Annotated in this window: 23 protein-coding genes; 11 read left to right on the top strand and 12 right to left on the bottom strand. The window is 68.1% G+C overall.

Annotated elements, in window-relative coordinates:
* Nucleotides 1-6: 6 nt before the first annotated feature.
* Both glp and U0R18_RS07940 read right to left on the bottom strand, forming a co-directional pair.
* A complete protein-coding gene (glp, locus tag U0R18_RS07945; protein ID WP_526367680.1) occupies nucleotides 7-1,257 on the bottom strand; it encodes a molybdotransferase-like divisome protein Glp in 1,251 nt (416 codons plus the stop codon).
* Between the two features lie 30 nt (nucleotides 1,258-1,287).
* Complete coding sequence (locus U0R18_RS07940; protein ID WP_526367679.1) at nucleotides 1,288-2,199, bottom strand: UTP--glucose-1-phosphate uridylyltransferase; 912 nt, start codon at nucleotides 2,197-2,199, stop codon at nucleotides 1,288-1,290.
* 58 nt (nucleotides 2,200-2,257) lie between these two features.
* Here U0R18_RS07940 and U0R18_RS07935 point away from each other — a divergent pair, with 58 nt between their 5' ends.
* Nucleotides 2,258-2,836 carry a 5-formyltetrahydrofolate cyclo-ligase gene (locus U0R18_RS07935; RefSeq protein WP_526367678.1) on the top strand — a complete coding sequence of 193 codons (579 nt, stop codon included), beginning with the start codon at nucleotides 2,258-2,260 and terminating at the stop codon, nucleotides 2,834-2,836.
* 4 nt (nucleotides 2,837-2,840) lie between these two features.
* Here the strand turns inward: U0R18_RS07935 and U0R18_RS07930 are convergent, their stop codons facing one another.
* Nucleotides 2,841-3,611: a GmrSD restriction endonuclease domain-containing protein gene (locus U0R18_RS07930; protein WP_526367677.1), complete on the bottom strand. Its 771-nt coding sequence runs from the start codon at nucleotides 3,609-3,611 to the stop codon at nucleotides 2,841-2,843.
* Between the two features lie 64 nt (nucleotides 3,612-3,675).
* Between U0R18_RS07930 and U0R18_RS07925 the strand changes: the two genes are divergently transcribed.
* The 3 genes from U0R18_RS07925 (at nucleotide 3,676) to mscL (ending at nucleotide 5,342) form a co-directional block, all read left to right on the top strand.
* Nucleotides 3,676-4,017 (top strand): FmdB family zinc ribbon protein, encoded by a 342-nt coding sequence (locus U0R18_RS07925; RefSeq protein WP_526367676.1) that lies wholly within the window; start codon nucleotides 3,676-3,678, stop codon nucleotides 4,015-4,017.
* Nucleotides 4,018-4,094: 77 nt separating this feature from the next.
* Nucleotides 4,095-4,760: an SAF domain-containing protein gene (locus tag U0R18_RS07920; RefSeq protein WP_526367675.1), complete on the top strand. Its 666-nt coding sequence runs from the start codon at nucleotides 4,095-4,097 to the stop codon at nucleotides 4,758-4,760.
* A 120-nt stretch (nucleotides 4,761-4,880) separates the two neighbouring features.
* Nucleotides 4,881-5,342: a large-conductance mechanosensitive channel protein MscL gene (gene mscL / locus U0R18_RS07915; RefSeq protein ID WP_526367674.1), complete on the top strand. Its 462-nt coding sequence runs from the start codon at nucleotides 4,881-4,883 to the stop codon at nucleotides 5,340-5,342.
* Between the two features lie 67 nt (nucleotides 5,343-5,409).
* Here mscL and U0R18_RS07910 read toward each other — a convergent pair whose 3' ends face one another.
* From U0R18_RS07910 to rpmF, 9 genes are all read right to left on the bottom strand, one after another.
* Nucleotides 5,410-5,775 carry a hypothetical protein gene (locus U0R18_RS07910; RefSeq protein ID WP_526367673.1) on the bottom strand — a complete coding sequence of 122 codons (366 nt, stop codon included), beginning with the start codon at nucleotides 5,773-5,775 and terminating at the stop codon, nucleotides 5,410-5,412.
* A gap of 286 nt (nucleotides 5,776-6,061) precedes the next feature.
* Nucleotides 6,062-6,703 (bottom strand): porin MspA, encoded by a 642-nt coding sequence (gene mspA, locus U0R18_RS07905; RefSeq protein ID WP_526367672.1) that lies wholly within the window; start codon nucleotides 6,701-6,703, stop codon nucleotides 6,062-6,064.
* 272 nt (nucleotides 6,704-6,975) lie between these two features.
* The gene (mspA, locus tag U0R18_RS07900; protein WP_526367671.1) at nucleotides 6,976-7,617 is read right to left on the bottom strand and encodes a porin MspA; all 642 of its coding nucleotides are present in this window, start codon (nucleotides 7,615-7,617) and stop codon (nucleotides 6,976-6,978) included.
* Nucleotides 7,618-7,652: 35 nt separating this feature from the next.
* Nucleotides 7,653-8,306 (bottom strand): porin MspA, encoded by a 654-nt coding sequence (gene mspA / locus U0R18_RS07895; protein WP_526367670.1) that lies wholly within the window; start codon nucleotides 8,304-8,306, stop codon nucleotides 7,653-7,655.
* A 664-nt stretch (nucleotides 8,307-8,970) separates the two neighbouring features.
* Nucleotides 8,971-9,465, bottom strand: a complete 495-nt coding sequence (locus tag U0R18_RS07890) for a MogA/MoaB family molybdenum cofactor biosynthesis protein (protein WP_526367669.1) — start codon at nucleotides 9,463-9,465, stop codon at nucleotides 8,971-8,973.
* A gap of 50 nt (nucleotides 9,466-9,515) precedes the next feature.
* Nucleotides 9,516-10,844: a S1C family serine protease gene (locus tag U0R18_RS07885; RefSeq protein ID WP_526367668.1), complete on the bottom strand. Its 1,329-nt coding sequence runs from the start codon at nucleotides 10,842-10,844 to the stop codon at nucleotides 9,516-9,518.
* 67 nt (nucleotides 10,845-10,911) lie between these two features.
* Nucleotides 10,912-12,429, bottom strand: coding sequence for an ATP-binding protein (locus tag U0R18_RS07880; RefSeq protein ID WP_526367667.1), 1,518 nt, complete (start codon nucleotides 12,427-12,429; stop codon nucleotides 10,912-10,914).
* A gap of 8 nt (nucleotides 12,430-12,437) precedes the next feature.
* A complete protein-coding gene (locus U0R18_RS07875; protein ID WP_526367666.1) occupies nucleotides 12,438-13,124 on the bottom strand; it encodes a response regulator transcription factor in 687 nt (228 codons plus the stop codon).
* 64 nt (nucleotides 13,125-13,188) lie between these two features.
* Nucleotides 13,189-13,362, bottom strand: coding sequence for a 50S ribosomal protein L32 (rpmF, locus tag U0R18_RS07870; protein ID WP_526367665.1), 174 nt, complete (start codon nucleotides 13,360-13,362; stop codon nucleotides 13,189-13,191).
* A gap of 285 nt (nucleotides 13,363-13,647) precedes the next feature.
* On the opposite strand from rpmF, the gene U0R18_RS07865 reads away from it, so the two are divergent.
* The 7 genes from U0R18_RS07865 (at nucleotide 13,648) to U0R18_RS07835 (ending at nucleotide 22,698) form a co-directional block, all read left to right on the top strand.
* Complete coding sequence (locus tag U0R18_RS07865) at nucleotides 13,648-13,986, top strand: hypothetical protein (RefSeq protein WP_526367664.1); 339 nt, start codon at nucleotides 13,648-13,650, stop codon at nucleotides 13,984-13,986.
* A 215-nt stretch (nucleotides 13,987-14,201) separates the two neighbouring features.
* Nucleotides 14,202-15,899 (top strand): acyclic terpene utilization AtuA family protein, encoded by a 1,698-nt coding sequence (locus tag U0R18_RS07860; protein WP_526367663.1) that lies wholly within the window; start codon nucleotides 14,202-14,204, stop codon nucleotides 15,897-15,899.
* Nucleotides 15,900-15,921: 22 nt separating this feature from the next.
* Complete coding sequence (locus U0R18_RS07855) at nucleotides 15,922-17,070, top strand: acyl-CoA dehydrogenase family protein (RefSeq protein WP_526367662.1); 1,149 nt, start codon at nucleotides 15,922-15,924, stop codon at nucleotides 17,068-17,070.
* Nucleotides 17,071-17,158: 88 nt separating this feature from the next.
* Nucleotides 17,159-18,754 (top strand): acyl-CoA carboxylase subunit beta, encoded by a 1,596-nt coding sequence (locus tag U0R18_RS07850; RefSeq protein WP_526367661.1) that lies wholly within the window; start codon nucleotides 17,159-17,161, stop codon nucleotides 18,752-18,754.
* A 2-nt stretch (nucleotides 18,755-18,756) separates the two neighbouring features.
* Nucleotides 18,757-20,748: an acetyl/propionyl/methylcrotonyl-CoA carboxylase subunit alpha gene (locus U0R18_RS07845; RefSeq protein WP_526367660.1), complete on the top strand. Its 1,992-nt coding sequence runs from the start codon at nucleotides 18,757-18,759 to the stop codon at nucleotides 20,746-20,748.
* Nucleotides 20,745-21,911, top strand: a complete 1,167-nt coding sequence (locus tag U0R18_RS07840; protein ID WP_526367659.1) for an acyl-CoA dehydrogenase family protein — start codon at nucleotides 20,745-20,747, stop codon at nucleotides 21,909-21,911. The genes U0R18_RS07845 and U0R18_RS07840 overlap by 4 nt, the downstream gene beginning before the upstream one ends.
* A 1-nt stretch (nucleotide 21,912) precedes the next feature.
* A complete protein-coding gene (locus U0R18_RS07835; protein WP_526367658.1) occupies nucleotides 21,913-22,698 on the top strand; it encodes an enoyl-CoA hydratase family protein in 786 nt (261 codons plus the stop codon).
* Nucleotides 22,699-22,710 lie beyond the last annotated feature (12 nt).

Raw genomic sequence — 22,710 nt, 5'->3', positions numbered from 1 at the left:
GTGGGTTCAGCCGCGCTGGGCCAGGAAGGCAACGTCGACCGTCTCACCCGTGCGGATCTGCTCGGCTTCACTGGGAATTATCACCAGGCAGTTCGCCTCGGCCAGGGTCGCCAGCAGGTGCGACGACGCGCCCGGCGTACCACCGAGCGCCTGGACCAGGTACTCGCCGGTGTCCTGATCACGCATCAGCTGGCCGCGCAGGAACCCCTTGCGGCCCGGCACCGTCGCGATCGGCGACAGCGTGCGGGCCTGCACGATTCGCCGCATCGGCTGACGCTTACCCAGCGACAGCCTGATCAGCGGCCGCACCATCACCTCGAACACCACGAGCGCACTCACCGGGTTGGCGGGCAACAGGAAGACCGGAACGCCGTCCGCGCCCAACTGTCCGAAGCCCTGCACCGACCCCGGGTGCATCGCGATGCGCGCGACCTCCATCTCGCCGAGGCCCGCGAGCACCGACCGCACCGCCTCGGCGGCGGCCCCACCGACCGCACCGGCCACCACGACGACCTCGGCACGGCTCAGCTGACCCTCGACCGCTTCGCGCAGGATCTTCGGATCGCTGTCGACGATGCCGACCCGGTTCACCTCCGCCCCGGCATCCCGGCCTGCGGCGGCCAGGGCATAGGAGTTGACGTCGTAGACCTGGCCATTGCCGGGCGTGCGGGAGATGTCGACGAGTTCGCCGCCCACGCTGATCACCGACAGCCGCGGCCGCGGATGCACCAGCACCCGCTCGCGCCCGACGGCGGCCAACAACCCGACCTGCGCCGCGCCGATGATGGTGCCCGCCCGGACCGCGACATCACCGGGCTGGACGTCATCGCCGGCACGGCGGACGTAGGCCCCCGACCGGACCCCGCGCAACACCTTCACCCGGGACTGCCCGCCGTCGGTCCAGCGCAGCGGCAGCACCGCGTCGGCCAGCGTCGGCATGGGCGCACCAGTCTGCACCCGAACGGCTTGCTTGGGCTGCAGTCGCGACGGAGTACGCGCGCCCGCCTCGATGGTCGCGATCACCGGCAGGCTGACCTGCCCCTCACCGTCACCGCCCTCGGCGCCCAGTGCCAACACATCGACACTGCGCACGGCATAGCCGTCGATGGCAGCCTGGTCGAAGCCGGGCAACGGTCGTTCGGTCACCACCTCTTCGGCGCACATGAGCCCCTGCGCCTCGGCGATCGCCACCCGCACCGGCCTCGGGGCCACGGCCGCCGCCTGCACGCGGGCCTGCTGCTCTTCAACCGAACGCACTAAGAACCTTTCTGCGCGAAGGCGCCGACGCTACTGCTCGTCGAGGCCCAGCCGCGATACCAGCCAACGGCGCAGGTCCGGGCCGTAGTCGTCACGATCCAACGCAAAGTCAACCGCAGCCTTGAGGTAGCCGCCGGGATTTCCCAGGTCGTGTCGGGACCCGCGGTGCACCACGACGTGCACGGGATGACCCTCCTCGATCAGCAGCGCGATCGCATCGGTCAACTGGATCTCACCGCCGACGCCGCGATCGATCCGCCTGAGCGCGTCGAAGATCGCCCGGTCGAGCACGTAACGCCCGGCCGCCGCGTACGGCGACGGCGCGTCCTCGGTCTTGGGCTTCTCCACCATGCCCTTGACCTTGAGCACGTTCGGGTTGGCCGCATCGGGCAGCACCTCGACGTCGAACACGCCGTAGGCGCTGATCTCGTCCTCGGGCACCTCGATGGCGCACAGCACGGTGCCGCCGCGCTTGGCGCGGACCTTCGACATCGTCTCGAGGACACCGGTGGGCAGCACCAGGTCGTCGGGGAGCAGAACAGCGACGGCATCTTCGTCGGGTGCCAGGACAGGCTCGACGCACAGGACCGCGTGCCCCAGCCCCAGCGGCTTGTCCTGGACCACCGATTCGACCTTGATCAGCGCCGGAGCCCGCCGCACCTTCTCCAGCATCGCCGTCTTGCCACGCGCCTCCAATGTGCCCTCGAGCACCAGGTCGGCCACGAAGTGGGCGACGACGCCGTCCTTGCCCGCGGAGGTGACGATCACCAGTCGCTCGGCCCCGGCCTCGGCCGCCTCGGTCGCGACGAGTTCGATTCCGGGGGTGTCGACGACGGGCAGCAGCTCCTTGGGAACGGTCTTGGTGGCCGGCAGGAATCGGGTGCCCAGACCAGCGGCGGGCACGATCGCGGTACGCGGAATGGGTACCTCGGCCTTCTTCATCCGTGACACCATAACCGGATTGTCTGGGCGCGGTGTCGGTGTCATGGTTGTCCCCACGATGACACCGTCGAAAGACCAGATGAGAAGGCAGAACTTGGCCGCTCGGGAAGCCCTGGACGCGGCCGGTCACGCCGTTGAGGCGGCCCTGCTGACGGCCACGGTGCGCGCGATGACGGTTCCGGCGACCGTGTGCGCATATGTGCCGGTCGGTCGGGAGCCGGGCGCGGTGTCGATGCTCGACGCGCTGCGCGACGCCGGGGCCCGGGTGCTGTTGCCGATCACGGCCAGCGACAGCGCGGGCGCCGCGCTGCCGTTGCGGTGGGCCGAGTACCGACCCGGCGAATTGGTGCGAGCCCGGTACGGACTGCTCGAGCCGGGCGGGCCGGCATTGCCCCCGGAGGAAATCGGGCGGGCGGGCCTGGTGCTCGTCCCCGCACTCGCCGTCGACCGGCACGGCCACCGGCTGGGTCGCGGAGCCGGCTTCTACGACCGTTCGCTGCCGCTGTGTGACCCCGGCGCCGCGCTGATGGCCGTCGTGCGCGACGACGAACTCCTCGACGCGGTGCCCTCCGAAGCGCACGACGTGGCGATGACGCACGCCCTGACGCCGCGGGGCGGCGTGGTCCGGCTCGGTTGACCCGTCAGCACCGGTCCAGGACGTCCGCCATGGCCTGCTTCTCCTTGGCGGACACCCACAGGCCGTACGCGCTCTTGACGTCGACCTGACGGGCGACGAAAGCACAGCGGAACCCCGCATTGGGCGGCAGCCACGATGCCGCGTCGCGGAATGCCTTGTCGAAGTTGGCTTTCGGGCTGACCGCCAGCAGGTTGCGCGGATCGTTGGCGAAGTCGAGGCGGCGTTGGTCGTCCCATTCGCGGGCGCCCTTGTACCAGGCGTCGGCCAAGGAGACGACGTGGTCGATCTCCACCGCGTTCGAGGTGTCCGGGCCGCGGACGAAGGTGATGACCGCGCCGGTGTACGGGTCGTGCAGGGTGCCGCGCTCGGCGTAGCAGGTGCCCCGGCGGACCTCGAGATCGCTGAGGTCGCGACGCAGGATGTCGTCACGGGTGTTGCACCCGTTGTGTCCGAACTCGACGTTGACGTCGTCGCTCCAGGCCTTCCCGAACCGGTACCGCTTGAAGTCCTGGGTGCGGTCCCACCCCTTGACCGGAAGCGCAGCCAGCGCCGCCCGGGCGCCGTCGAACGCCGCGGAGTCGGTGGGCGTGGGGGCCGTGGTGGACGTGCCGGGCGTCCAGGTCGGCGACGGACCGGACGACGTGTGGTCGGTGCGCAGCCACCGGGCCAGCGCGACGGCGGCCACCACCAGCGCGACCAGTACGAGGATGCTCAGGGCCAGCCGAAGCGGACCGCGGCGGCGCGGCGGTCGTCGCTCGGGAATGACGCGGGCCACATAGCGGTTCTAGCACTTGACACGGTAGAGTGCTAACAAGTCTTGACCCTTCCCGGAGGTTTTCGTGCCCACCTACAGCTACGTCTGTACCGAATGTGACGATCGGTTCGACGCCGTCCAGGCGTTCACCGACGACGCGCTGAGCACGTGCAACAAGTGCTCGGGCCGCCTGCGCAAGCTGTTCAACTCGGTCGGCGTGGTGTTCAAGGGCAGCGGCTTCTACCGCACCGACAGCCGCGACGCCGGCAAGGGTTCCTCGAGCGTTCCCGGCGGCTCGGAATCCAGCTCGAGCTCCACCAACACCGAGAAGTCGACCAGCACCAGTTCCGACAAGCCCGCCAGTTCGTCCAGCTCTTCGACCTCGTCGAGTTCGACCACCTCGGCCAAGGCCGCGGTCGCCAGCTGATCCACAGTTCCGCCCTGTCCACAGCACCACGCTGAGACTGCACGGCCCGGTGCGGTCGGCGCACCTACCGTGACGCCATGCCGAGTCGCCGCGCCGAATCCCTGAACCCGACGCTGCCCGACCGGATCCGACAGGCGCTGCAGCCCGACTGGGTGCATACCGCACGAGCCCGCCGCATTGCGGCGGCCGGCCTCGTCGTCCTCGCGGCGGTCATCGCGATCCGCGCAGAGCCCGGCGGTGAGCACGCCCCCGCCGCGATCGCCGTCCACGACCTCCCGCCGGGCACGGCCATCACCGCCGACGATATTCGCGTCGAAAATCGTTTGGCATCAACACTTCCCGACGGATCGCAGTCAGATCCGGCGGCCTTCGTCGGCGCCACGCCCGCCGGCCCCATCCGGCGCGGCGAGATCATCACCGACGTCCGCCTCCTCGGGCCCCGGCTCGCGCAGGCCGCGGCCGGACCCGACGCCCGACTGGTTCCGCTGCACGTCACCGACAAGGCCCTGCCGGATCTGCTGCGGCCCGGCGACGTCGTCGACATCGTCGCGGCGCCGGCTTCGGACCCCGACGCCGCCGCGCGCACGCTGGCCACCAACGCAGTGGTCGCGTCGGTCTCGGCCCGGCCCAGGACGCCGACGGTTTCCGACGATCGTGTCGTGCTCGTTGCGCTGCCCGTCGCCGCCGCCAATGCCGTCGCGGGCGCCAGCCTGGTGCAGAGCCTCACACTGACACTGCATTGAGTCGAACGGTCCGGGGTTATTTTGCGGTTGCGTCACGGAATGCCCGGCACCGGACATCCAGCATCCTGGGCGACTAACGTCAATTCGGGCATTACACCCACGACAGAAAGGTGCGTCCCCATGCTGAAGGGGTTCAAAGATTTCATCGCACGCGGCAACGTGATCGACCTGGCCACGGCCGTCATCATCGGTGCGGCGTTCACCGCCGTGGTCACGGCGTTCACCGACAATGTGGTCCAGCCGCTGATCAGCCGGATTGGCGCCAATCCGGAGTCGGATCATGGATTCCTGCGAATTCCGCTCGGTGACAACCTCTTTATCGACCTGAACACGGTGCTGACCGCCTTCATCAACTTCCTGATCGTCGCCGCGGTCATCTACTTCATCATCATCGTGCCGTACAAGAAGCTCAAGGAGAGCGACAGCAAGGTGGAAGAGGAGGAGACCGAGCTGACGCTGCTCACCGAGATCCGGGATCTGTTGCAGCAGAACGCCGGACTCGATTCCGCTGCGCCGTCCGGCAAGCACGTCAGCACCTACACCGGCCCCGAGTGGGAGGCCAAGGCTGCTGAGCCCGAATAATCCTGCGCCCCAAGCGACTTCGGCCCCCGGCAGTGCCGGGGGCCGAAGTCGCTTGGTCGTGAGTCGCCTACGGGTTGTTGGCGTCGAACGGGATGCTCATCCACCATTGGCAGTACGGGCCGTCGATGACGCAGGCGCTCAGGTCGCCGCCCGCACCCGAGAATGACCAGGCATCGAAGGGCGGCCTGGCCATGTTGGAGCCACGCACTTCACCGTTCAAACCCCCGTTGGCCATGGCTTCGCCCATGCCCGCGCCCCGAAGTTCGCCCTGGATGCCGGGCGCGCGAACGCCGCCCTCGACGGCAGGTCCCGCGCCGGGCTGAGAGGGCTGCGGCTTGAGCGTGTCGGCGGCGGCACTGCCCGCACCGATGGTCAGGACAGCCGCGGCGCCGGCGAGAATCCCCATTCCTGCGGATACCAGTTTCGATGTCACCTTGCTCCAACCCATCTCTCGGTGGCGGGCCACACGCGTGGCCGTGGTCGCCGTCTTCGGCATGCTTGCGACAGCCTATCAGCGAAGTGGCTGCGGCGCAGACGTCACGGCGAATTCGACCGCCGTCCTTCGGCCGGAAATGTTGCTGCGTCGCTGGCAAGAGCCCCTGTCGATCCGCGCGCATCGCCGCCCGTGGTGGTCAAGGGCCGATGATCCGATCCCCACCACAGCAAACTGCCCCCGACACCGGCGAGGGCAGTTTGCTATGACATTGGGTCGGTTCAGGTCAATTCATGTTCCACGGCTCGCCGTAGGTGGTGACACTGTCACCGTCCTTGGAGATCAACCGCGCGTAGGGACGTAGCAGCACACCACCGGCCGCACCGGTGACGGTGCCGTGCGCGTTGGAGACCGCGACCGCGCCGTTGGGACCACTGACATCGACCGAGAACGTCGCGACCTCCTGGATACCCGGACCATTGCCCAAGTTGGCCGAGATCGACGCACCCGGCAGCAGCGGCGGCGTCGAGATCGGCGGGAAGAAGTCGATGCCGGTCGACGTCACGACGTCCTGGGCGTCCAGAGCGACGTTGGGCGTGGTGTAGGAGAAGTTGATCCCCACACCCAGCGACCACGGGAACCCGATCTGGTACCCCAGCTCGAGCGTGCCCTCGAACTTGTCCGCCCCGTCCCCGGTGACCGAGTACACCGCCTTGCCCGAATGGAACCACTCCCGGGTCAACCGGTTGCGGTCCAACGGGAACACCCCGTTGAGGAACGTGTCCCACTGCTGGATGTTCAAGGTACGACCCTTGCCGTCGACCAGACTCAGCTCATTGTCCAACCCGGCTTGCGACGTACCGGAACCGACGAACAGCGCCGCCACCGCAGCGAGGAGTGCCATCAGCACCCGACCGAAGATCTTCATGTTCTGCCTTTCGGTGGATCCATCCCGATGAGGAGGTGTTCACCGGATTCTCACGTTCTCCTCACCGTTGAGGTATGCCGAAAACGGTATTCAGCCCCGATTGGCCCGGCAACGCGAGCAGCGACATTCCCAGGAGATCTCCAGCTCGATAACAGGACCCGCCAAACCTGCGCGAACACACTGCCCTCACTCGCGCGGATCTGAACCACCCGCACAAACAGATCGGCCCCCGACATGTGCCGGAGGCCGATCTGGTCAGTGCAGAGAGGAGATCAGTTCATGTTCCACGGCTCGCCGTAGGTGGTGACGCTGTCACCCGTGGAGGCGATCAACCGGGCGTAGGGACGCAGCAGCACACCACCGGCCGCACCCGTGACGGTGCCGTGCGCGTTGGACACCGCGACCGCCCCGTTGGCACCCGAGACATCCACCGAGAACGTCGCGACCTCCTGGATACCCGGACCATTGCCCAGGTTGGCCGAGATCGACGCACCCGGCAGCAGCGGCGGCGTCGAGATCGGCGGGAAGAAGTCGATCCCGGTGCCGACGACGACGTCCTGAGCGTCCAGCGCCACGTTCGGGGTGGTGTAGGAGAAGTTGATCCCCACACCCAGCGACCACGGGAACCCGATCTGATACCCCAGCTCCAGAGTGCCCTCGAACTTGTCGGCATCAGCACCGGTCACCGCGTAGACGGCCTTGCCCGAATGGAACCACTCCCGGGTCAACCGGTTGCGGTCCAACGGGAACACCCCGTTGAGGAACGTGTCCCACTGCTGGATCGTCAGGGTCCGGCCCTGCCCGTCCACCAGGCTCAGCTCATTGTCCAAACCGGCATGCGACGTGCCCGAGCCGACGAACAGCGCGGCAAACGCGGCCATGAGTGCCATGAGCACCCGGGTCAATACCTTCATATCGTTTCCTGTCTTGTAATCAGCCGATTTGCCGGTCAGTTCATGTTCCAGGGTTCGCCGTAGGTGGTGACGCTGTCACCCGTGGAGGCGATCAACCGGGCGTAGGGACGCAGCAGCACACCGCCGGCCGCACCCGTGACGGTGCCGTGCGCGTTGGACACCGCGACCGCCCCGTTGGCACCCGAGACATCCACCGAGAACGTCGCGACCTCCTGGATACCCGGACCATTGCCGAGGTTGGCCGAGATCGACGCACCCGGCAGCAGCGGCGGCGTCGAGATCGGCGGGAACAGGTCGATGCCTACACCGCCGCCGCCGGTGATGACGACGTCCTGAGCGTCCAGGGCGACGTTCGGGGTGGTGTAGGAGAAGTTGATCCCCACACCCAGCGACCACGGGAACCCGATCTGATACCCCAGCTCCAGAGTGCCCTCGAAGTCATCGGCACCATCACCGGACACCGAGTACACCGCCTTGCCCGAATGGAACCACTCCCGGGTCAACCGGTTGCGGTCCAACGGGAACACCCCGTTGAGGAACGTGTCCCACTGCTGGATCGTCAGGGTCCGACCCTGCCCGTCCACCAGGCTCAACTCATTGTCCAACCCGGCCTGCGACGTGCCCGAACCGACGAACAGCGCGGCAAACGCAGCAATGAGCGCCACCACCATTCGAGTGAAGATCTTCATGCTGCTCTCCTAGCTGTGTCGGCGGCGAACAGACGTTCACCATGAACTACGTAGTCACGGCGTCTCGCGTGGCGTGGCCCAAATGTTGACACCATGCGTCACATAAGAACCACCAAATGAGAAGCCTCACATGTTGCTCTTATTTACGGCTCATCGTTCGTGACATCAGGAACATAACGGGGGCACAACGGGGCAGCAACGCGTACGGGCCGCCCGAAAAGGCCAACCGCGGGTGAACTGAAGTTTGCTGGACGGTCAACCGGCGGCGCTCGGACAACCCGTCGCCCCGGCGGGTCCGGAATCCCGGACGAGCATTCGGCCCGCGACCGGGCGGTCGCCCCAGCTAGCCCCGGAGCGGCCCGGCTCCAGCCAATCTCGAGGTAATTGCCAGCTGATCGGCATCAACCGTGGTGCGGCGGGACGTTATCCCGCAGCCAGTCATCGCGGCCGGGCTCATCGTGCGACCCGTCGGGATCCCGTTCATCGGAGGAGGCCTGAGGAATATCCTCGCCGAATATTTGGTTAACTGAACTTGCCACTGCTCGCGTGCGACGCTTCACTTCCACCTTCTAGTGTGACGAAGATCACATTTCGCCATTTTCCCAGTTCACACCGCGTTAACACAAGATGCCGTCAGGCATCTCTCGGCAAACAGGCAGGTACGTCAGATTTCGAGGCTGGACAGCTGGCCGATGATCTGCACGGCCAGCGGATTCAGCGTCGCCATGCCGTCACGCACCGCGTAGCGCGACCCAGCGACGTTGACCACCAGGGTGCTTCCTGACACGCCAGCGAGCCCGCGCGACAGGCCGGCGTCGATGATCCCCGCAGAGAGGCCGGAGGCCCGCAGGGCCTCGGCGATGCCCAGCAACTCACGGTCGAGGATCTCGCGGGTGGCCTCCGGCGTGACGTCACGCGGTGTCACACCCGTACCGCCCACGGACACCACCAGATCGACACCGCCGATGACCGCGGTGTTCAACGCGTTGCGGATCTCGACCTCGTCGGCGGACACCACCACCACGCCGTCCACCACGAAGCCGGCCTCGATGAGGAGCTCGGTGACCAGCGGTCCGTTGTGATCCTCTTCGCCGTGCGCCGTGCGATCGTCCACGACCACCACGAGCGCCCTACCCACCAGCTCGACAGGCTGTTCCATGCGGTCAACGGTATATCCCGGGACCGACACCGGCGACGCCGACCGCCTCGTCACTGCGCGGCCTTGCCGAGCGTGACCTCGACCGTCTGGGGCTTGCCGGCCGCATCCAGGTAGGTCAGCGTCACCTTGTCCCCGGGCGCGCGTGAGCGCACCGCGGCCACCAGTGCATCGGAGCTGCTGATCACACGGTCGTCGAGCTTGATGATGACCACCCCGGAAGGTAGCCCGGCCCCGGCGGCCGGGCCGCCGGCCGTGACGTCGACGATCTTCGCGCCGTTGGTGGACGAGTCGTTGCTGACCTGCACACCCAGCGAAGCATGCGATGCGGTACCCGAGCTGATCAGTTCGTCGGCGATGCGCTTGGCCTGGTCGACCGGAATGGCGAAGCCGAGGCCGATCGAGCCGCTCTGGGCGTCCTGGGACTCGCCGCCGAGGGTGGCGATGGCCGAGTTCACCCCGATCAACTCACCATTCATGTTCACCAGGGCGCCACCGGAGTTCCCCGGGTTGATCGCCGCGTCCGTCTGGATCGCGTCCAGCACCGTGTTCTGGTTACCGGCATCACCGGCGGTGGAGACCGGACGATTCAAGGCGCTGACAATGCCGGTGGTGACGGTGCCCTCGAGGCCCAGCGGGGATCCGACGGCCACCACGTCCTGGCCCACCCGCAGGCTGGCCGACGAACCCAACGTGATGGGCGTCAGACCGGAGACGTTCTGCGCTTTGACCACCGCGATGTCGCTGGCCGGGTCGGCGCCGACCACGGTGAACGTCGTGGTCTTGCCGTCGGCGAAGGTCACCGTCGTCGTGGGCTTGCCGTCCGCTTTCGGGGCGGCCGGGCTCGCGGGTGCATCCGGCGCGGGCCCGGGGGTGCCGCCGTTGGCGGCCGCGATCACGTGATTGTTGGTCAGGATGAGCCCGTCGGCCGACAAGACGATGCCCGAGCCCTCCTCGTTGGCCTTGCCGAGGTCGGTCTCCAGCTTCACCACACTGGGGACCACCTTGGCCGCCACCTGCTCGACGGATCCCGGGGGGATGTTGGCGGCCGGGATGCCGGATGCCGGGATGCCGCCGCTCTGGTGCACGGGATAACCGTCGGGAGCCGCCAGCCTCGCCACACCACCACCGATGCCGGCGGAAACCACGGCGATGGCCAGCGCTCCGGCCGTCAGAGCGCCTGCGCGCGAACGCTTCTGGGGCGGGACGGATGCGCGGTAGGGGTCGTACGGCGGCATCGGCGCGGTGGGCCGCGGCTGCACCGCCGGGTAGCGCCAGTCGTACGCATGTTGCGGACCGGGCCGGTACTGATTCGGGTCGCCCGGGTGAGCGGGGTAGCCCGGGTGCTGGGGCGACGGCGAATACCGCGGATCGTTGGTCATCGAGCTGCGTCCGTCCTTCTTACATCGAGAGGCGTCCCCTGGCCGATCAGCACCGAAGGCCGTTCATCTACCTTGCCCTGGTCGACTGAGAATCGACTGAGACGACACCCGGGATGGGCATTGTTTCCATCCTGTCGACGGCGCCCCGCACCAGTGGGTAAACCGGTTGACCGGGCAGCCAGACGTAGATCGACGTGCCCGGTGGCCGCCCGCCCCGCACGGTGTCCTCCACTCGCAACGCACCGCCGTGCTTGAGCACCACCTGCTTGACGATCGCCAGGCCGAGGCCGGACCCCGGCATCGCCCGCGCGGCATCGGACCGATAGAACCGCTCGAACACCAGTTGACGCTCCTCCGGGGGGATTCCGGGACCCAGGTCGGATACCACCATCTCGGCGTGGGTGGCGTCCACCTGGGCCAGGCGCAACGACACCCGGCCGCCCGGTGGGCTCCACTTGGCGGCGTTGTCGAGCAGGTTGAGCACCGCGCGCGACAGGGCCGCCGGGTCGCCGTACACCAGCCAGGGTGTGATGTGGACATCGAACTCGATGTCGTTGCGGCGCCGGCGCACCCGCTCGAGGCAGCGGTCGACGGTCTCGGAGATGTCGACTTGTTCGTGCACGACGCCGCCGGCATCGTCGCGCGACAGATCGACGAGATCGCCTACGAGGGTTGACAACTCCTCGATCTGCCCGATCACGTCGCCGCGCAGGTCGGCCATTTCGGCCTCCGGGATCGGTGGCGCGCCGGGCACCTGCGACGCCATCAACAGTTCGACATTGGTCCGCAGCGACGTGAGCGGTGTCCGCAACTCATGGCCCGCGTCGGTGACCAGCCGGGCCTGGCGTTCGCGCGATTCGGCGAGCGCACGCAACATCATGTTGAAAGCCTCGGTCAGGCGGGCGAGTTCGTCGCTGCCGACCACGGGGATGGGTCGCAGGTCGTCGGTGCGCGCCACTCGCTCGGCCGCCTCCGTCAGCCGGGCGACCGGGCGCAGCCCGGTGCGCGTCACCATGCCACCGGCCACCGCCGCCACCGCCAGCCCGATTCCGCCGACCACCATGAGGACCCAGCGCAGTTTCGTGATGACGGCCTGCGTGGGCGCCAGGCTCTTGGAGATCAGCAGCGTGCTGTCGTTGGGCAGGTGCACGGCCAGGACACGCTGATTCATGGCCGTGCGGCGGGACATGAACAGATCACCGCGGATGACGGACTTCTCCTGCTCGCCGATCGGCAGTGTCTGGCCCTGCTGGTTGGCGGTGTAGATCGACCGGCCGGGGACGATGAGCATCGCGTTGACGTCCGAGTAGGCGGTGCCCTCGATGGCCTTGCCCGGATCCGCGGACAGCGAGCCGCTGGCGATCAGCAGCTGCGCGCGGCTCTGCAACTGGGTATCGATGTCCTCGTGCAACGCTGCATAGACCACCGCGTAGACCACCGTCGCCACCAGCACGACGACCATCGCCACCATCGACATGGCCAGGAGCATCACCCGCCAGCGCAATGACACGGACGAGGTGGCCTGCATCGGCGGCCGATGCCGTCCGGTGTGTGGGGGCGGGGGTGGTGCGGATGTCAGGGACATCGGGGGCATCAGGGCGGTGTCTCGCGCAGCACGTAACCCACTCCGCGCACGGTGTGGATGAGCCGCGGTTCTCCTTCGGCCTCGGTCTTGCGACGCAGATAGCCGATGTACACCTCGAGAGCGTTGCCCGAGGTCGGAAAGTCGAACCCCCACACCTCTTCGAGGATGCGGCTGCGGGTGAGCACCCGGCGCGGGTTGGCGATCAACATCTCCAACAGGGCGAATTCGGTGCGGGTCAGGCTGATCGACCGGGTGCCGCGGGTGACCTCCCGGGTGACCGGATCCAGCGTCAGGTCGGCGAAGCTCAACGCGGCGGAGTCGGCGCTGTCGTCGGGGCCGGTCCGGCGCAGCAGGGCGCGCATCCGGGCCAGAAGCTCCTCGAGCGCGAACGGTTTGGGCAGGTAGTCGTCGGCGCCGGCGTCCAGTCCGGCCACCCGTTCGGACACCGAGTCCCGCGCGGTGAGCACCAGGATCGGGAGGTCGTCGCCTGTGGAACGCAGCTGCCGGCAGACCTCGAGCCCGTCGAGCTTGGGCATCATGACGTCCAGGACCACGGCGTCGGGCCGGTCGGAGGCGATGGCGTTGAGCGCCTCGACGCCGTCCTCGGCGAGCGAAACCGAGTAGCCGTTGAAGGACAGTGAACGTCGCAGGGACTCACGCACCGCGCGATCGTCGTCGACGACCAGTATTCGCACGGCTATCAGTGTTATCTCAACGCCTGAGATCAGGCTGAGAGGCGCGCCGCCAGGACCAGCGGAATCAGCGCTTGTCGAGGTCGATCAGGCCGAGCCGGGCGGCCTTCTGCAGGCGCCGCGGCACCTTGTGCTGCTGACCGCCGACGGTCACGTTGACCAGGCCGGTGGCCTCGGCCTTCCACTGCGCCCGGCGGCTACGGGTGTTGGCGCGTGACATCCTGCGCTTGGGCACAGCCATGACGTACATCTCCTCGTTCAGGGGCTCGATCGGCCAAGTTCGGGCGCCATACTTTGCGCGCCGACCGCGACAGTTGCCCCTCAGGATAGCCGGTGACCTGGGTGGGATCCAAAACGTCGATCCCCCCGGCTCATCTCTCCGGCACCCCCGGCAGGCGCGGCCGGACAGATGGGCGCCCGAGGTGGGCCGAACAGCACGGATCCGCCCCCGCGTGCCCTTGCTCAGGGCTACCGTGTGATCCACAGCACTCTCGCAGTTCGTTCACAGACGAGCAAGGAGCAGCACATGAAGTCGGCACTCTCGGCCGCCATTCTGGCTCTGGTCATCGCGGGGTGCGGGGGCGGAACCACCTCGGACACCACGACCTCGCCATCGGCGGCCTCGCCCGCCGAGACCAGTGCGGCGGCCAGCGGTTGCAGCGCCGGAGGTCTGGACGCGATGAGCGCACTGGCCGACTTCCAGTTGCAGATGGACGACGCCCAGAAGGCCGGCAAGCTCACCGTCGACCAACTGACCGCGGCCCGGGACAAACTCTTCAACCAGACCCAGGCCGCCCAGGCCAAGGACGATTGGGCGGCCTACTGCAAGGCCATCGACGACATGAAGGCCGAGCTGGGCCTGTAGCTCGCGGCACCGATCGTCGGCGGTGTCAGCTGCCGCACAGCTGACCGCCCGGCAGATCGGCAGCGGGGCGACGGTGGTTCCACAGCGTTCTGTGCCGATGGTCCAAGGTGCGCGTTCCACGCTGGACGAGAATGCCGACCCCACCCCTTGACGCGGTACCGCCGGTTCTGGATAACCTACCGGTTGGTTGGTCTGGTCGAGGCTGAGGAGCGATTGTGGCGGATGCAGTTCGCATCGGGAACTGCTCGGGCTTCTACGGCGACCGGATCGCCGCGATGCGCGAGATGCTCACCGGCGGTGAACTGGACTATCTGACCGGGGATTACCTGGCCGAGCTGACGATGCTCATCCTGGGCCGCGACCGGATGAAGAATCCCGACGGCGGCTACGCCAAGACCTTCCTGCGCCAGCTCGAGGACTGCCTGGGTCCGGCCGTCGACCGGGGTGTGCGGATCGTCGCCAACGCGGGCGGCCTCAACCCGGCCGGCCTGGCCGACGCCGTGCGCCAGTTGGCGAGCCGACTCGGCCTGGACGTCACCGTCGCCCACGTCGAGGGCGACGACCTGCTCGCCCGCGCCGGCGAGCTGGGACTCGGCGCGCCACTGACTGCCAACGCCTATCTGGGCGCCTGGGGCATCGTGGACTGCCTCGACAGCGGCGCCGACGTGGTTGTCACCGGCCGGGTGACCGACGCGTCAGTGATCGTGGGACCCGCCGCGGCCCACTTCGGTTGGAGCCCAACCGATTACGACAAGCTGGCGGGAGCGGTGGTCGCCGGGCATGTCATCGAATGCGGCGTGCAGGCCACCGGCGGCAACTACGCGTTCTTCACCGAGATCCCCGACCTCGGCCATCCGGGCTTCCCCCTGGCCGAGATCTACGATGACGGCACATCGGTGATCACCAAGCACCGCGGAACCGGCGGCCAGGTCAGCATCGGCACCGTCACGGCCCAGCTCCTCTACGAGATCGGCGGGGCCCGGTACGCGAACCCGGACGTGACCGCCCGGATGGACACCGTCCAATTGACGCAGGACGGACCCGACCGGGTCCGGATCTCCGGCGTCCGCGGCGAGCCGCCACCCCCGACCCTGAAGGTCTCGCTCAACAGCATCGGCGGATTCCGGAACGAATTCAGTTTCGTCCTGACCGGGTTGGACATCGAGGCCAAGGCCGAGCTGGTGCGGCGGCAGCTCACCGAGGCCCTCACCGTCACACCCGCCGAGATGAACTGGACGCTCGCACGCACCGATCATCCCGACGCGGACACCGAGGAAGCCGCCAGCGCCCTGTTGCACTGCACCGTGCGCGACCCCGACCCGGCCAAGGTCGGCAGGGTCTTCTCCGCTGCGGGCGTCGAACTCGCCCTGGCCAGCTACCCGGGCTTTCACGCCACATCGCCCCCGGGCAACGGGCAGGTCTACGGCGTGTTCACCGCTGCCCACGTACCGGCCGCCGAGGTGGCACACACCGCCGTACATGCCGACGGCACCAGGGTGCGCATCGCCGCACCGGACGACACGCGCGAGCTCGCGGCCGTCCAGCCGCCGGAGCTTCCAGATCCGCTGCCCCACAGCGCAACCCGACGAGCACCGCTGGGCCTGATCGCCGGCGCCCGCAGCGGCGACAAGGGCGGGTCGGCCAACGTCGGACTGTGGGTACGCACCGAGGACCAGTGGCGCTGGCTGGCGCACACCCTCACCGTCGACAAGCTCCGGGAACTGCTACCCGAAGCGGCCGAACTGCCCGTGAGCCGCCATCTGCTGCCCCACCTGCGCGCGGTCAACTTCGTCATCGAGGATATCCTCGGGCAGGGCGTGGCCTACCACGCCCGATTCGATCCCCAGGCCAAGGGCCTCGGCGAATGGCTACGAAGCCGCACCATCGACATCCCGGAGACACTGCTGGCATGAGGGATGAGGAGGAGCGGCGCCAATGAACATCTGGACCACACCCGAGCGTGACGCCCTGCGAAAGACCGTGCACGCCTTCGCCGAACGCGAGATCCTGCCCCACGTCGACGACTGGGAACGCACCGGCGAGCTCCCCCGCGACCTGCACCGCGCGGCGGCCGACGCCGGCCTGCTCGGCGCGGCCTTCCCCGAGAGCGTGGGCGGTAGCGGCGGTGACGGCGCCGACGCGGTGGTGATCTGCGAGGCGTTGCACGAATCAGGCTGTCCGGGAGGCGTTTTCGCATCCCTGTTCACCTGCGGGATCGCCGTCCCACACATGGTGGCCGCCGGCGCCGACGATCAGATCGAACGATTCGTCCGTCCCACCCTGGCGGGCGAGAAGATCGGCGCACTGGCCATCACCGAGCCCGGCGGCGGCTCCGACGTGGGACACCTGCGGACCCGGGCCGACCGCGACGGCGACTGCTATGTGGTCAACGGCGCCAAGACGTACATCACGTCCGGCGTGCGCGCCGACTACGTGGTGACCGCAGTGCGCACGGGCGGTCCGGGCGCGGCCGGGTTGTCCCTGCTGGTCGTCGAGAAGGGCACGCCCGGCTTCGAGGTCACCCGCCGACTGGACAAGATGGGCTGGCGCTCCTCGGACACGGCCGAGCTGTCCTACACCGACGTCCGGGTGCCGGCCGCCAACCTCGTCGGCGCCCGGGACAGCGGCTTCCTGCAGATCGCCGCAGCGTTCGTCTCGGAACGAATCGGCCTTGCCGCGCAGGCGTATTCGAGTGCACAACGATGCCTGGAGCTGACCCTGCAGTGGTGCCGGGACCGCGAGACGTTCGGCCGGCCGTTGATCTCGCGCCAATCCGTGCAGAACACCCTGGCCGAGATGGCGCGCCGGGTCGACGTCGCGCGCGTCTACTCGCGCCGGGTGGTCGAGCGGCAGCTCGAGGGTGAGACCAATCTGATCGCCGAGGTGTGTTTCGCCAAGAACACCGCGGTCGAGGCGGGCGAGTGGGTGGCCAACCAGGCCGTGCAGTTGTTCGGCGGGATGGGCTACATGGCCGAGTCCGAGGTCGAGCGGCAGTACCGCGACATGCGGATCCTCGGAATCGGCGGCGGAACCACCGAAATCCTGACCGGCCTGGCCGCAAAGACGCTTGGATACCAGGCATGAACTTGCCTCCGCGTACACCGAGTGTGAAAGATCTGCGATTTTCTGCGCGATCTTTCGCACACGATTCACACTCGACGGAGAAGTCCGCATGACGGCTCTGCGCTCCACGCTGGACCCCACCTCGGCCGGGTACGCCGCGGCAGCCGAGGCGACGGCGGCGAAGCTCGCCGAGATGGACGTCGAGCTCGCGACCGCCGTCGCCGGCGGTGGACCCAAGTACGTCGAACGCCACCGGGCGCGTGGCAAGCTGACCGCCCGCGAACGCATCGAGGCCCTGGTCGATCCGGACTCGCCGTTCCTCGAGCTCTGCCCGCTCGCCGGGTACGGCAGCGAGTTCCAGGTGGGCGCCAGCCTGGTCACCGGCATCGGCGTCGTCGAGGGTGTCGAATGCGTACTCGTGGCCAACGACCCCACGGTCAAGGGCGGCACCAGCAACCCGTGGACACTACGAAAGATTCTGCGCACCAACCAGATTGCACTGGAGAATCGCCTGCCGGTGATCTCGCTGGTGGAGTCCGGCGGCGCGGATCTGCCGACGCAGAAGGAGATCTTCATCCCCGGCGGCCGGATGTTCCGGGACCTGACCCGGCTCTCGGCGGCCGGGATTCCGACCATCGCGGTGGTGTTCGGCAACTCCACGGCCGGCGGCGCCTATATCCCCGGCATGTCCGATCACGTGGTGATGATCAAGGACCGCTCGAAGGTGTTCCTCGCCGGACCGCCGCTGGTGAAGATGGCCACCGGTGAGGAGTCCGACGACGAATCACTGGGCGGCGCCGAGATGCACTCCCGAACCTCCGGCCTTGGCGACTACCTGGCCGTGGACGAACTCGACGGCATCCGCATCTGCCGGCGCATCATCGCCCGACTGAACTGGCACAAACAGGGGCCGGCGCCGCTGCCGTACGCCGATCCACTGTTCGACGCCGACGAGTTGCTCGGCATCGTGCCCGCCGATCTGCGCATCCCGTTCGACCCCCGTGAGGTGATCGCGCGCATCGTCGACGGCTCGGACTTCGACGAGTTCAAGCCGCTCTACGGCGGATCCCTGGTCACCGGCTGGGCAACGTTGCACGGCTACCCGCTGGGAATCCTGGCCAACGCCCGCGGCGTGCTGTTCAGCGAGGAATCACAGAAGGCCACCCAGTTCATCCAGTTGGCGAACCGCTCCAACACACCATTGTTGTTCCTGCACAACACGACCGGATACATGGTGGGTAAGGCCTACGAGGAAGGCGGCATGATCAAGCACGGCTCGATGATGATCAACGCCGTCTCCAATTCGACCGTCCCACACCTGTCGCTGTTGATCGGCGCCTCGTACGGCGCGGGTCACTACGGCATGTGCGGCCGGGCCTACGATCCCCGGTTCCTGTTCGCATGGCCGTCGGCCAAATCGGCGGTCATGGGTGGCACCCAGCTGGCCGGCGTGCTGTCGATCGTCAGCCGTGCGGCGGCCGAGGCCCGCGGGCAGGCGGTGGACGAGGATGCCGACGCGGCACTGCGCGCCGCCGTCGAGGCCCAGATCGAAGCCGAGTCACTGCCCATGTTCCTGTCCGGCCGGCTCTACGACGACGGCGTGATCGACCCCCGCGACACCCGAACCGTGCTGGGAATGTGCCTGTCTGCCATTGCAAGTGCACCGATCGAGGGGACGTCGAACTTCGGCGTCTTCAGGATGTGAACATGATCGAACCAGATGTGACCGCGATCAACCGAGTTCTGGTCGCCAACCGCGGCGAGATCGCCCGCCGGGTGTTCGCCACCTGCCGCCGCCTCGGCGTGGGTACCGTCGCCGTCTACACCGACCCTGATGCCGGGGCACCGCATGTCACCGAGGCCGACGTGCGGGTGCGGCTGCCCGGGACCAGGGGCTACCTGGATGCCGGAGCCGTCCTGGCCGCGGCCCGCGCATCGGGCGCCGACGCGGTGCACCCGGGGTACGGATTCCTCTCGGAGAACGCCGAATTCGCCGCAGCGGTGATCGCCGCCGGGCTGACCTGGATCGGTCCGCCGCCCGAGGCCGTGCGGGCAATGGGCTCCAAGATCGAATCGAAGAAGTTGATGGCCGCCGCGGGAGTCCCCGTCCTCGACGAGCTCCCGGCCGAATCGGTGACCGTCGCGCAACTGCCGGTCCTGATCAAGGCGTCCGCCGGCGGGGGTGGCCGCGGGATGCGGGTCGTCACCGACCTGGCCGACCTGTCTGCCGAGGTACAGGCCGCGCAACGCGAGGCCGCCTCGGCGTTCGGCGATCCGACGGTGTTCTGTGAGCGTTACCTGCCCACCGGGCACCACGTCGAGGTCCAGGTGATGGCCGACAGCCAGGGCACCGTGTGGGCCGTCGGCGAACGAGAGTGCTCGATCCAGCGACGGCATCAGAAGATCATCGAGGAAGCACCGTCACCGCTGGTGGACCGTGTCGAGGGCATGCGCGACAAGCTCTTCGAGGCGGCCCGGCTGGCGGCGACGGCGATCGGGTACACCGGTGCGGGCACGGTCGAGTTCCTGGCCGCCGATGACGGCGAGTTCTATTTCCTGGAAATGAACACCCGCCTCCAGGTCGAGCACCCGGTGACCGAGGCCACCACCGGGCTGGACCTTGTCGAGCTGCAGTTGCACGTCGCCGCCGGCCTCCCCCTCGACGCGGAACCTCCGGCAGCCCAAGGACATTCGATCGAGGCCCGCATCTACGCCGAGGATCCGGCCAAGGGTTGGCAGCCGCAGGCCGGTATGGTCGAGCACTTCCACATCCCGTTGGCACACACGGCATTCGAGTCCTCGGGCCGCGCCGGAATCCGCCTCGACAGCGGAATCGTCAGCGGCTCGGAGGTGTCCATCCACTACGACCCCATGCTCGCCAAGGTGATCTCCCACGCGCCGTCGCGCGGGCAGGCGGCCGCACTGTTGGCCGACGCACTGACCCGCACCCGCCTGCACGGCATCCCGACGAACCGCGACCTACTGGTCAACGTCCTACGGCACCCGGCGTTCCTGCGCGGTGACACCGACACCGCGTTCTTCGACACGCACGGCCTCGGGGCCCTGTCCACCCCGCTGGCCGCGCCGTCCGCAGTTCGGCTCGCGGCGGTGGCCGCCGCTCTGGCCGATGTCGCACTGAACCGTTGCACGGCAAAGGTTCTCGGTCGATTTCCGGCCGGCTGGCGCAACGTGCCCTCGACCGGTCAGGCGAAGTCCTATCTGGCCGTCGACGGAACCGAGCATCACGTGGAGTACCGCTTCACCCGCGGCGGTGTGGTGTTGCCGGGCGACGACGGGGTCCGGGTCGTCACCTCGACCCCGCACGAAGTGGTCCTCGCCGACGCCGCGGGAGCCGAGATCGCGCACGCGGTGCACCGCTACGACGACACCGTGTGCGTGGATTCCCCGAGTGGCAGTGTGCAATTCAGGGTTGTACGCAGGCTCGCCGAGCCGGGTTCGGCCGTGGCGAGCGGCTCACTGGTCGCGCCGATGCCCGGGCTGGTGATCCGGATCGGCGCCGAGTCCGGAGCCGTCGTACACGCCGGACAGCCACTGGTCTGGCTCGAGGCGATGAAGATGGAGCACACCCTGACCGCACCGAATGACGGTGTGCTGGAAGAACTCAACGTCGTCGTCGGCCAGCAGGTCGACGTCGGCGCCGTACTGGCACGAATCGAGAGCCCAGAAGGAGACCAATGACCGACAACGGATTCATCGAGACCGAGGAACGCCGGACGCTGCGCAGCGCGGTCGCCGCGATGGCCGCCAGCTTCGGCGCCGAGTACTACCTGGAGAAGGCCCGGGCCGGCGAGCACACCACCGAATTGTGGAACGAGGCAGGAAAACTCGGGTTCATCGGCGTCAACCTCCCCGAGGAGTACGGCGGTGGCGGCGCCGGCATGTACGAGCTGTCGATGGTGATGGAAGAGATGTCGGCGGCCGGATCGGCGCTGCTGATGATGGTGGTCTCCCCCGCGATCAACGGCACGATCATCTCGAAGTTCGGGACCGACGAACAGAAGAAGCGCTGGATCCCCGGTATCGCCGACGGATCGATCACCATGGCGTTCGCGATCACCGAACCCGACGCCGGATCCAACTCGCACCGCATCACCACCACCGCCCGCCGCGACGGCTCCGACTGGATCCTCAAGGGCCAGAAGGTGTTCATCTCGGGAATCGACCAGGCGCAGGCGGTTCTCGTCGTCGGCCGCACTGAGGATCACAAGACCGGCAACCTCAAGCCCGCGCTGTTCGTCGTGCCGACCGACACGCCCGGGTTGTCCTGGACCAAGATCCCGATGGAGATCATCAGCCCGGAGTCGCAGTTCCAGGTCTATCTCGACGATGTCCGGCTGCCCGCCGACGCACTCGTCGGCTCGGAGGACGCGGCCATCGCGCAGTTGTTCGCCGGGCTCAATCCCGAACGCATCATGGGTTCCGCCAGTGCGGTCGGCATGGGCCGCTTCGCGCTGGGCAAGGCCGCCGACTACGTCAGGACGCGGCAGGTGTGGAAGACGCCGATCGGCGCGCACCAAGGGCTTTCCCATCCCCTGGCGGCCATCCACATCGAGGTCGAACTGGCCAAGCTGATGATGCAGAAGGCCGCGACCCTCTATGACAGCGGCGACGACTTCGGTGCCGCCGAGGCCGCCAACATGGCCAAGTACGCCGCGGGTGAGGCCTCGGTGCGCGCGGTGGACCAGGCCGTGCAGTCGCTCGGCGGCAACGGGCTGACCAAGGAGTACGGGATCGCCTCGGTGCTGACCGCATCCCGGCTGGCGCGCATCGCTCCTGTCAGCCGCGAGATGGTGCTCAACTTCGTCGCCCAGACATCGCTGGGCCTGCCCCGCTCGTACTGACATGACACGCCTCATCGACTACCGCGTCGACGGCCGTGCCGCGCACCTGACGCTGGACTCGCCGCACAACCGCAATGCGTTGTCCACGGCGCTGGTGACCCAATTGCACCAGGGTTTGCGTGACGCCGCCGCGGACCCGCGGGTGCGGCTGGTCGTGCTCGGCCACACCGGCGGGACGTTCTGTGCGGGCGCCGACCTCAGCGAGGCGGGCGGAGGTTCGACCGACCCGGAGAGTATGGCCGCCGCGCGGGCCGGCGAGATGACCACGCTGCTGCGGGCCATCGTGGAATGTCCACTGCCCGTCATCGGTGTCATCGACGGGCACGTCCGCGCGGGCGGTATGGGTCTGGTGGGGGCGTGCGACATCGTCGTGGCGGGGCCGCGCAGCACATTCGGGCTGACCGAGGCCCGCATCGGGGTTGCTCCGTCGATCATCTCCCTGACCCTGCTGCCCAAACTCACCGCGCGGTCCGCCGGCCGCTACTACCTGACGGGCGAGACGTTCGGAGCCGCCGAGGCCGTCGATGCCGGCCTGGTCACCATCGCGGTACCGGAGTCCGACGGGGTTGCGGGCGTGCTCGCCGGCCTGGTCGAGTCACTCGGCAAGGGATCACCGCAGGGCCTGGCGGCCTCGAAGGCGTTGACGACCGCGACAATTCTTTCTGGCTTCGACCGCGACGCCGAGCGTCTGACGCAGGAGTCGGCCCGGCTGTTCGTCTCCGCCGAGGCGCACGAAGGAATGCTCGCCTTCCTGCAGAAACGGCCGCCACCGTGGGCCGAGCCGTAACGATTGGCAAAC

It is taken from the genome of Mycobacterium sp., assembly GCF_046330795.1.
Lineage (GTDB): Bacteria > Actinomycetota > Actinomycetes > Mycobacteriales > Mycobacteriaceae > Mycobacterium.
Note: the sequence above shows the minus strand (reverse complement) of the source record. Positions and strands in the feature narration are given on the sequence as shown.